Origin of the sequence: Gillisia sp. Hel_I_29 (assembly GCF_000744275.1) — a bacterium.
Taxonomy (GTDB): domain Bacteria; phylum Bacteroidota; class Bacteroidia; order Flavobacteriales; family Flavobacteriaceae; genus Gillisia.
Map to the genome: position 1 here is coordinate 1,302,127 of NZ_JQLP01000005.1, position 11,183 is coordinate 1,313,309.

Sequence of the window (11,183 nt, forward strand, 5' to 3'; positions counted from 1 at the left end):
TTGCTGTAAATATAATTGGTTCCTTATTTCTATACTTTTAATGTTATGTTAAAAACAAAATTGTTATACCAGTTAATGTGCTCTTTCTAATGTGAAGCAAAATTCGGAACCTACACCTATTTCAGTCTTTACAATTAGTTCCTCATCATGTCCATCAATAATCTGTTTGGTAAGATAGAGTCCTAATCCAAGTCCATTTATACCTTTTGTAGTTTCTGCTCTGTAAAATCTATTGAAAACCTGTTTTTTCTGCTGTGGAGTTAATCCAATTCCGTTATCCCTAACCTTAACTATAACTTTGTTATCTTTTGCATTTAAGTCGAGATAGATCTCTTCGGCTTGTGGGGAATATTTTACTGCATTGCTTAAAAGATTTCTCACTACCTGTTCTATTCTTTGTTTATCTGCTGTAACCATTAGTGGTTGATCTCCAATATTAGAGATCAAATTATGGGTATTCTCTCCATCATTAAAGGTTTCGCTTAGATCCTGTAACATGGCGGTAATATCAAAATCTTCATAACTAAAATCTAATTTTCCTGCCTCTATTCTAGACATATTTAAAAGATCTTCTATAAGAGAGTTCAATTTATAGGTCTGGTCTAGAGATTTAGATAAGAACTTTCTAGATAATGGTTCTTTTATCTTTTTTTCCAACACCTGAAGATATCCAATAACGGTGGTAAGCGGAGTTTTTAACTCGTGACTTGCAAGGGCTATAAATTCATCTTTCTTTTCACTTAATGATCTTACTCTTTCAAAAAGACGAGAATTGTCTAATGCAATTGCAGCCTGAGTGGCTATATTTTTTACAATATTTTCATGATCCTCTTTAAATTTTCCTTTCTCGGGATGCCCAAAGATCAATCCTCCAATAACATTTCCAGAAGAGGTGATTACAGGAATGGCCATATAGCTAGAAACAGGAAGGTGACCTATAGGCATTCCTTTATGTGGAGGATTATTTCCATATCTAGGATCACTTTTAATATCATCTATTCTTAAGATTCCCTGCCCTCCAAAAGTTGGTTTGAAGATTTGTGTATGTCTTGGCATTCCTAACTTTTCAAAATCTTCTTTAGTAGCGCCAGAGAGTGTGTAAAGCATCATTGCCTCGCCAGATTCATCTTCACTGTTATAAAAGAATGCGCCAAATTTTGCTCCAGACAATTTAGTAGTTGCATCGGTAACCTTTTGCAGCACTATTTGCACATCCAAATTAGAAGAGATTTCTGTACCTATGGTATTGATTATCTCTAATTTTTGATTGTATTTTTTGATCTTTTGCTTAGCTTTTCTTCTATCTTTTATATTCCTGGCAATTTTGGATGCACCAATTATTTTTCCGCTACTATCTTTTATTGGAGAGACACTTATGGATACGGGTATTTTCTTGCCATCCTTGGCTAAACGTTTGGTTTCAAAATGAGCGATCCTTTTTCCGCTTTTGATATTATTGATAATGATATCTTCTTCATTTATTCTGTTCTCCGGAATAAGCTTTTTAACAGATGTCCCCAGCATTTCCTGTTCAGAATATCCAAATATTCTGGTAGCACCTAAATTCCACGAAGTGATGATCCCATCAAGATTTTTACTAATAATAGCATCATCAGAAGAAGATACTATAGAAGATAACATGGCCTGCTTTAGTTCTTGCTTATACCTATCTGAAATATCTCTTACAATTTTTGAAGCGCCAATTATTTTCCCGGAAGCATTTCTAATTGGAGAAATAGTTACAGAGATCAATATCTCCTCTCCGCCTTTTTTAAGTCTTAATGTTTCAAAATGATCAATTTGTTCTCCATTTTTAATGGTTTCAATGATCATTTGCTCATCATCAATTCTGTCTGGCGGAAAAAGAATGCTGATATGTTTTCCTACTATTTCTTCTTCTGAATACCCAAAAATACGAGTGGCAGATTGGTTCCAACTAGTAATATATCCATTAAGATCTTTACTGATTATTGCATCATCTGAAGATTCTACAATAGCAGATAATACTGTTTGTTTAATTTCATCAAGTTTCAGGCTTTCTGTAGGTGTAAAACAGAAGCGTAGACATTCACTATTTTGAGCAAAATTAATTTTGTCTATTGATATTTTATAAGGCTTTAAAGAATCAGCTTTAAACTGTGCCTTTAAATTAGTTACTTCAAGTTCATTAGAATTCAGTCTATCTATTAAAGAAGCATTATTTATAGGCTGATTGGTATAAATATCACTAAAACTAAGAGCTTCCAAAGATCTTATATTTTCAATCTCAGCATCTGTTTCCATTCCAATCTGCTTGAAAAAATCATTGAAATACAGTAGGTCTCCATGATTATTGCAAATAAAAACAGGTATTGGGAGATGTTTTAATACTTGCTCCACATCAGATTTTGTTCTATCAGAATTTTTGCCGGGTTGCAGATCTTCCGCATCACTAGATAATTGCATGGACTTCTTTAATTAAAATAGTAAAACATAATATTTTCAATAAAGCTAATATTGAAGTATCGTGCGCAAAAATATCTATAAACAAGCTATAGTAGAAACCTTAATGGAGTTAATTAGTATAATTTTAATATCAAATGGACTAAAAATATAATTTTAGCATAATTAATTATTACCAATTATCGATTTGATAATTTTATTTTAGTTATGGTAGAATTGTTGTGAATAGGATTTTGAACTAATTTCACCACTCGCTTATAGGAAATAATCCAACATTAAGGAAATAATCCAAATTTAATAATTTATCCTTACTTTTGTATGAAGAGATTTATTATATGCAAGATCAATTATTTGCCATTATAGATATTGAGACCACAGGTGGTGGAATTAAAGGAAATAGACTTACCGAAATTTGTATCGTTTTATTAAAAGGAGAAACCATTGTAGACAAGTACACTACTTTAGTTAATCCGGAAAAAATCATTCCGCCGCAGATAACCGCACTAACGGGAATTGATAATGAGATTGTGGCAAGTGCTCCCAAATTTGCTGAGGTTGCTAAAAAGATTGATGAGTTTACCAAGGATGCCATTTTTGTAGCTCATAATGTTAATTTTGATTATAATGTACTAAGAAATGAATTCAATGAGCTTGAGTACGAATTCACTCGTAAAAAGCTATGTACGGTTAGACTTTCAAGAAAACTCATTCCGGGATTGTTCTCATATAGTTTAGGGAATTTGTGTTCTTCTATTAATATTCCTTTAATAAATAGACATCGCGCAGAGGGAGACACAGATGCTACGGTACTATTATTTAAAAAATTGCTGGCATTGGATGTGGACTTCGAATTGATCAAAACTTTTCTTCATCCAAGATCAAGACAAGCTACCTTACCACCCCATCTTTCTGAATCTCAAATTGAGGATCTACCTGAAACTCCAGGGATATATCTTTTCAAAGACAAAAAACAGAAGGTTATTTATGCAGGGAAAGCTAGTAATATAAAAAAGCGAGTGATCTCTCATTTTTATGATAAGATGAGTAAAGAGTATCATTTAGGGCAAGAAACCTTTTTTATAGATTATACAGCTACGGGAAATGAGCTAATAGCGCTGCTCCTGGAAGCAGAAAGTATAAAGAAGTATTACCCTAAATTTAATAGCGCACAAAAGCGTCAAGGTCTTGTGTACCAAATTATAAATTATACCAACCAGAGAGGGATCACACAGTTGGCTATTGGAAAAACCAAGAAAGTGCAAAATTCTATCGGCACTTTTTATAACAGATCTCAGGCGGTAGAAAAATTAGAGCAGTTATGTGAGGATTTTAATTTATGTCCTAAATATTGCACACTTCAATCTAATGTTACCAAATGCTCTCATTATAAATTAAAGAATTGTGAGGGTATCTGCGATGGATTAGAAACGGTACAGGAATATAATTTAAAGGTAAGCGATGCAATAGATTCTTTAACTCTTGAAAGTGAAACTTACGTTATAATGGAAAAAGGAAGACATTATAATGAAGAAGCATTTATACTGGTTAAAAATGGAAGATATCATGGTTATGGGTATATAGATACTGATGTTCAGATCTCCGGGATTGAAGATTTTGATCCTTTTCTAAAAATTCAGGAGGCTACCTATCACACTCATAAGATTATAAATTGGTATTTGAGAAAATACGGTCAGGAGAAGATGGAGTTTTTAGAGTCTGATGGAATAATATCAGAAAACTATCCCGTTTTTGAACTTTCCTGATCCATTCGCTCTCACGTTAAGTTCTCTTTTTTATTAAGGAATATTTAAGGTCTGCATTTCTTGATTTGAACGTTTAACAAGTATCTTTAATCTTTAAATTTTTTCAGATATAGATGTAGCTTTAAAAGATCTCAATTTTTTTTAAAGCTCTGGTTTAAGCGTTAAGTAAATGGCTAAAAAAGTTAAGAAAAGTAAGATCACAGAAGGTAAGATATTATCTTCCCTTATTACACTTGCTCTTCCCATTATTTTTGCGAATATACTTCAAACTACCTACCAGCTTATAGATACATTTTGGTTGGGTAGGTTAGGTGCAAATGCTGTTGCAGCCGTGAGCCTTAGTTTTCCAATACTGTTCTTGGTTTTATCATTAGGTGGAGGCTTAACCCTGGCAGGAACCGTTTTGGTATCTCGGTACAAAGGGGCTAATGATCAATCTATGGTGGATTATAGCTCATCACAAACAATCTTTGTGATTTTTATCATCTCCTTATTTCTTGCTGCTTTGGGTTATTTTGCTGCACCTTTTTTAATGCAGCTGGTAGGTGCAGGGCCGGAGATCATGGAAGATTCTGTGAAATACTTTCAGGTAACCTCACTTGGGTTTATATTTCTGTTTCTCTTTTTTGTATTTCAATCTTTAATGCGTGGTATAGGAAATGTACTCTTACCAATGTATATAGTGCTGGCTACGGTATTTCTAAATTTATTACTTGATCCTTTGTTTATTTTCGGATTTGGATCTTTTCCTGGGTATGGAGTTGCGGGAGCTGCCGTTGCAAGTATTATTACCCAAGGGATATCTGCTTTAATAGGAGTTTTAATATTATTTAGAGGTAAAATGGGAATAAAGATCCAATGGCAAAATATGAAGCCGGATCTCACATACACTAAAAGACTATTTAAACTTGGAATTCCTTCCAGCTTAGATCAATCTACACGAGCAGCGGGAATGACAGTAATGGTGATGCTGGTAACTAGTTTTGGAAGTGATGTGGTTGCTGCCTATGGAATAGGCTCTAGAGTATTAAGTCTGGTAATTGTTCCTGCTTTAGGACTTTCTATAGCCACTACTTCTTTGGTAGGTCAAAATATTGGAGCTTTAAAAATAAAGCGCGCAGAAAAAATTGGGAATTTAAGTGGTAAGATTGCATTCATTGGACTAACTGCAATAGGTATCATTATGTATATTTTTGCTGAAAATCTCACAGCTTTCTTTGTTCCTAATGATCCTAAAGTGATACATGATGGAGCAGTTTTTATTAAGATCATGGCACCGAGTTTTGGGCTTCTGGGAATACAGCAAGTTCTAAACGGTCTTTTTAATGGTGTTGGGTTTACTACTGCTTCTTTGCTAATTTCTGTATTAAGTTTATGGATTATTAGATTCCCCACCGCGTATGTATTATCTAATAATACAGATCTTGAATTTGTTGGGATATGGTGGTCTTTTCCTATCTCGAATTTAATAGCTGCATCCATAGCGCTTATATACTATAAAATGGGATACTGGAAGCTCAGAACCATTAAAAGAAGACATCTTGACATTTGATCACTTTTATAATCCATTTTATTCACTTTTCTCGCCTTAGAACATCAAATCTGTCATTTTTAAGTCTTTTTACTACTTAAATATAAGAAATGATCCCTTTTTATGATAAAATGGAATACCACTTATGGGTGAAAATCAACCATTAATCGATATTATAATTGTATCAATTAAAATCCAAGAATTATTTCAAAAGATCTTTGAAAATTGAATTCTTAAAAAAAACTTTATGATTTATTAATACCTAATTATATACTCGATAATTTATTTAATATTGAGGTATTTATGTTAAAATATTCGATAAACCTAAATTTTAGTAATCATAAATGTTAAATATTCTAGAATTTTTAACGAGTAATTTATAAAATATTAGAGATTATTTTCTATATTAATTATCTGATAAACAGGCGTTTATTTAACGCGCTAACCCTACATGATGTCATTTCTTAAATTTCTAAATAGTATTGGATCTCTTAATGGGATTCACTTGGCGAAGCCATGATACTATGAATTTTAAGAGAATAAATAAATTCTCAAAGCTTCATTTTATTAGTTATAGTTAATAATTTAGTTGCACACATCCCCGCAAAATAGTCTGCAAAATTCCCAGCAGCTCATTATCCTTTTAACTTAAGATTTCTTTAAAAATACCCCACGTTAATAGTTGAATTAATTTTTAAAAAATACACTATGTCTTGGAATGTATTGTACACAAAACCGCGAACGGAAAAAAAGGTTGCGGAAAGATTGCGCGATGAAAACTTGGAAATATTTTGTCCATTGGTAAAAGAAGTAAGACAATGGAGCGATAGAAAGAAGAAAGTTGAAATACCACTCTTTAATTCTTATGTTTTTGTAAAGATCAAGGAGAAGCAAAGAAACGTGGTGTTTAATTGTCCTGGAGTAGTACGGTATTTATACTGGCTAGGAAAACCTGCTATAGTTCGAGATGATGAAATTGACACTATCAAAAAATGGCTTAATAACGAGAGTTATGACAGTTTTAAAGTTGAAAACCTAAACCGCGGAGATAGGATTAAGATCAAATCTGGAGTTTTTAAAGATAACGAAGGAATAATTGAATATGTAGGGAACGATCATTTAAAGTTGTTACTATCATCTCTTGGATGTGCTGTTATAGTAAAATTAAAGGAGTTAGCGTAAATAATTAATAATCATGATCTTATTTGTTTATAAGTTAAATAAACGTTGAAAGTATGAAAACAGCATTAATTACAGGGGTTAATGGACAGGACGGCGCTTATTTAAGTGAATTCTTACTTGAAAAAGGATATGTGGTTCACGGTATTAAAAGAAGGTCATCACAATTTAATACAGAAAGAATAGATCATCTGTATCAAGATCCACATGTAGAAAATAGAAATTTCATTCTTCATTATAGTGATATGACAGACCCTACATCTCTTATAAGAATAATTAAGCAGATAGAACCAGATGAGATCTATAATCTGGCTGCGATGAGTCATGTTTCTGTATCTTTTGAAATACCTGAATATACAGCGAACACAGATGGATTGGGAACATTAAGAATTTTGGATGCTGTGAGACTTTTAGGTTTGGAACAAAAGACTAAAATTTACCAGGCATCAACTTCAGAATTATTTGGGAAGGTTCAAGAGGTACCACAAACAGAGAAAACACCATTTTACCCGCGTAGCCCATATGCCGTTTCTAAATTATATGCTTACTGGATGATCGTAAATTATAGGGAAGCTTATAATATGTTTGCCTGCAACGGAATTCTGTTTAATCATGAATCTCCTAAAAGAGGAGAAACCTTTGTAACACGAAAGATTACAAGAGCAGCATCCCGTATTGCACTAGGATTACAGGACCAATTATTTCTTGGTAATCTAGATGCTCTAAGAGATTGGGGACATGCTAAAGATTATGTTAAGGTAATGTGGATGATCTTACAAGCAGAAACAGCAGAAGACTGGGTTATTGCCACGGGAATTACTACAAGTGTCAGAGATTTTATAAAGATGGCATTTCTGGAAGTTGGAATTGAATTAGAGTTTATAGGTAAGGGTGTCAAAGAAAGAGGATATGTAAAAAATTGTTCCATCGCAGAATTTCAAATAGAAATAGGAAAAGAACTAATTGTTATAGATCCAAAATACTTTAGACCTACAGAAGTAGAGCTTTTAATAGGTGATGCCTCTAAAGCTAAAACCAAATTAGGTTGGGAACCGGAACATAGTTTACAAGATCTGGTAACAGAGATGATGCAAAGTGATCTACAATTAATGAAAAGAGAAGCATTTTTAAAACAAGGTGGCTTTGAGATCTTAAACTATTCTGAAATATAGATTTAAAAAATAATCAAGGTGAAAAAAGATTCTAAGATATACGTTGCAGGCCATACAGGATTGGTGGGAAGTGCCTTTACGCAGGTTCTCAAAAAGCATGGTTATACAAACCTGTTACTAAGAACGCATAAAGATCTAGATCTAATAGATTGTAATAAGGTAGCAGCTTTTTTTAGCGAAGAGAAACCGGAATATGTTTTTGTAGGTGCAGCTCAGGTTGGTGGCATTGTTGCCAATAATAAATATAGGGCAGATTTTATTTACAATAATCTAATGATCCAAAACAACATTATTCATGAAAGTTATATCAATAAGGTAAAAAAACTCTTGTTCTTAGGAAGTACCTGTATATACCCCATAAATAGTGAGCTTCCTATAAAAGAAGAGAGTTTGTTAAGTGGTGTTTTAGAATATACAAATGAGCCTTATGCAATTGCAAAGATTGCAGGAATCAAAATGTGTGAGAGCTACAATTTACAATATGGCACCAATTTCTTAACGGCAATGCCAACAAATCTGTACGGCCCTAATGATAATTACGATCTTGAGAAATCTCATGTATTACCGGCATTATTAAGAAAGATCCATCTTGGCCATGCTTTAGAAACTAAAGACTGGGATGTGATACGGAAAGATCTAAATACACACCCTATGGAGGGCTTAGATGGAGATTCTCCAAAGCAGGAAATTTTAGATATCCTTCAAAAATATGGTGTAACTCTTATAGAGGGAGAGGATGATCATCCTAAAGTTAAAATTGAAATATGGGGAAGTGGAAAAGCTAGAAGAGAATTTTTGCATAGTTCAGAATTTGCAGAAGCTTGCCTTTTTATTATGGAAAATATAGAGTTTCGTGATATTTCTTCTGCCTACAATACAAAAGAGATCAGAAATACACATATTAATATTGGTACTGGTAAAGAGATATCCATAAAAGATCTGGCATTTTTGGTTAAAGAAACTGTAGGATTTAAGGGAGAACTGTATTTCAATAGCAATAAGCCGGAGGGTACGCTTAGAAAAGTAATAGACTGTCAAAAACTTAAAAATTTAGGATGGCAATACAGCATTGAAATTGAAGAAGGGATAAGAGAAATCTACCAACAATATCAGGAAAATATCACGCAAAGTGTTCATTTATAGCAATAGTAAGGTTATGTTCCCATATTAACATATAATCCATGTCTAAGTATTTTAATATTTTTCTAAATAAGTATTTCAATAGTTTTACCTATTTCTATAAGCGTCTGGGACTTAGAATATTTATAGCCATGGGTCTTAGTATTATAGTTGGTATTTTAGATGGTTTTGGTTTGGCGATGTTTCTACCTCTTTTACAAATAGTAGATGATGGAGCTTCTGCAGATGGTGATGGCCTGGGGAAATTAAAGTTTCTGGTAGATGGGATGGAGCAAATGGGCATGGGCTTAAATCTTTCTACTATTTTAATAGCCATGTGCGTGTTCTTTATACTAAAGGGGATCATGCAATTTTTTAGCAGTCTTTATGAAGTAAATTTAAGGCACTATTTTGTTAAATCTATTAGACTCGGTCTTTCCAGATCTCTTTCAGAAATATCTTATAAGGCATTTGTAACCACAGATGCTGGTAGAATTCAAAACACAATGTCTGGAGAAGTAAGTAGAGTTTCGTTAGCATATCAAAGTTATTTTGGAGCATTTCAACAAATTACGATGATGATAGTGTATATGACCTTCGCTTTTTTTATAGATGCACAATTTGCACTTTTGATCTGTTTAGGTGGATTTCTTACCAACTTTATTTATAAAAGATTATATAAAATTACTAAGCAATACTCCAGAAAGCTTACCTATGGTAGAAATCATTATCAGGGTTTGATCTTGCAGTTTGTTACCAATTTTAAATATCTAAAGGCCACCGGATATATACACAGATATAATACAAAGCTTAAAAAGGTGATAGAGTTAATTGAAGATAGTAACAAGACCATTGGCAAATTAGGAGCTATAGTTAATTCTATAAGAGAGCCATTACTAATAGTTGTGGTGAGCACCGTGATCTTAATTCAAGTAAATTTTATGGCAGGTACGTTAGGAACGATCTTAATAAGTTTATTATTCTTTTATAGAGCGCTTTCTTCAATGATCTTGCTGCAAACTCATTACAACAAGTTTCTTGAGGTTTCTGGATCTATGGAGAATATGACCAGTTTTGAAAATCAATTGATACAATCTAAAGAAGCTTCAGGTTCTATTTCTTTAAATAAATTTAAGAGCGATATCATACTCAAGAATGTAGTGTTCAATTATGAAGACCATTATATTTTGAAAAATATCAGTTTAAAGATCAGGAAAAATCAAACTATTGCATTTGTTGGAGAAAGTGGTAGCGGTAAGACAACACTTATAAATATAATATGTGGTCTTATGCCGGTTGGCTCTGGAAGTATGCATATTGACGGTATAAATTCTGAGCAATTAAAATTACAGGATTATCAGAATAGAATTGGATATATCACTCAGGAGCCTGTTATTTTTAATGATACTATCTACAATAACATCACTTTCTGGTCTGATAGATCTGCTGCTAATTACGAAAGATTTAATTGGGCGCTACGGCAAGCTTCTATCAATGATTTTATAGAGAGACTTCCTAAAAAGGAAGAGACCATTCTTGGAAATAATGGAGTGAACTTAAGTGGAGGCCAAAAACAACGTATTTCTATAGCCCGAGAATTGTTTAAGAATGTAGATATTCTGGTCTTAGATGAAGCCACTTCGTCTTTAGATTCTGAAACAGAAGAAGCCATTCAAAAAGGTTTGGAAGAATTACAGGGAAAGTATACTATTCTTATAGTGGCTCACAGGCTTTCTACCATTAAGAATGCAGATAGAATTTTAGTGCTGAATAATGGTAGCATTGAAAACGAAGGATGTTTTCAAGAATTAGTTATGAATTCTACCAAATTTCAAAAAATGGTGGAACTTCAAGAAGTTTAGATTAAAATATATAAGCCAAAATTGATCGAATTTTCTATCGGTCAATACTAACAATCAAATAGAACTCTTAACTCATAGTTCTTCAGATAAAAAAGAATTATAAGTAAGCTCCCTC

At 32.9% G+C, this 11,183-nt stretch carries 7 protein-coding genes; 6 read left to right on the forward strand and 1 reads right to left on the reverse strand.

Going from position 1 to position 11,183, the window contains the following annotated elements; translation table 11 throughout:
• Window positions 1–72: 72 nt before the first annotated feature.
• Window positions 73–2,445 (reverse strand): PAS domain S-box protein, encoded by a 2,373-nt coding sequence (locus tag P163_RS11055; RefSeq protein ID WP_051931228.1) that lies wholly within the window; start codon window positions 2,443–2,445, stop codon window positions 73–75.
• Between the two features lie 332 nt (window positions 2,446–2,777).
• On the opposite strand from P163_RS11055, the gene P163_RS11060 reads away from it, so the two are divergent.
• The 6 genes from P163_RS11060 to P163_RS11085 all read left to right on the forward strand — a co-directional run bounded on the left by P163_RS11060 (window position 2,778) and on the right by P163_RS11085 (window position 11,068).
• Complete coding sequence (locus P163_RS11060) at window positions 2,778–4,205, forward strand: exonuclease domain-containing protein (protein WP_051931229.1); 1,428 nt, start codon at window positions 2,778–2,780, stop codon at window positions 4,203–4,205.
• Window positions 4,206–4,374: 169 nt separating this feature from the next.
• Window positions 4,375–5,757, forward strand: coding sequence for an MATE family efflux transporter (locus P163_RS11065; protein ID WP_034890947.1), 1,383 nt, complete (start codon window positions 4,375–4,377; stop codon window positions 5,755–5,757).
• A gap of 687 nt (window positions 5,758–6,444) precedes the next feature.
• Window positions 6,445–6,918 carry a UpxY family transcription antiterminator gene (locus tag P163_RS11070; RefSeq protein ID WP_034890951.1) on the forward strand — a complete coding sequence of 158 codons (474 nt, stop codon included), beginning with the start codon at window positions 6,445–6,447 and terminating at the stop codon, window positions 6,916–6,918.
• Between the two features lie 53 nt (window positions 6,919–6,971).
• Complete coding sequence (gene gmd, locus P163_RS11075) at window positions 6,972–8,087, forward strand: GDP-mannose 4,6-dehydratase (RefSeq protein WP_034890954.1); 1,116 nt, start codon at window positions 6,972–6,974, stop codon at window positions 8,085–8,087.
• A gap of 18 nt (window positions 8,088–8,105) precedes the next feature.
• On the forward strand, window positions 8,106–9,230 hold the full coding sequence (locus P163_RS11080) for a GDP-L-fucose synthase family protein (protein WP_034890957.1): 1,125 nt from the start codon (window positions 8,106–8,108) through the stop codon (window positions 9,228–9,230).
• Between the two features lie 38 nt (window positions 9,231–9,268).
• On the forward strand, window positions 9,269–11,068 hold the full coding sequence (locus P163_RS11085; RefSeq protein ID WP_034890960.1) for an ABC transporter ATP-binding protein: 1,800 nt from the start codon (window positions 9,269–9,271) through the stop codon (window positions 11,066–11,068).
• The last annotated feature ends 115 nt before the right edge of the window (window positions 11,069–11,183 follow it).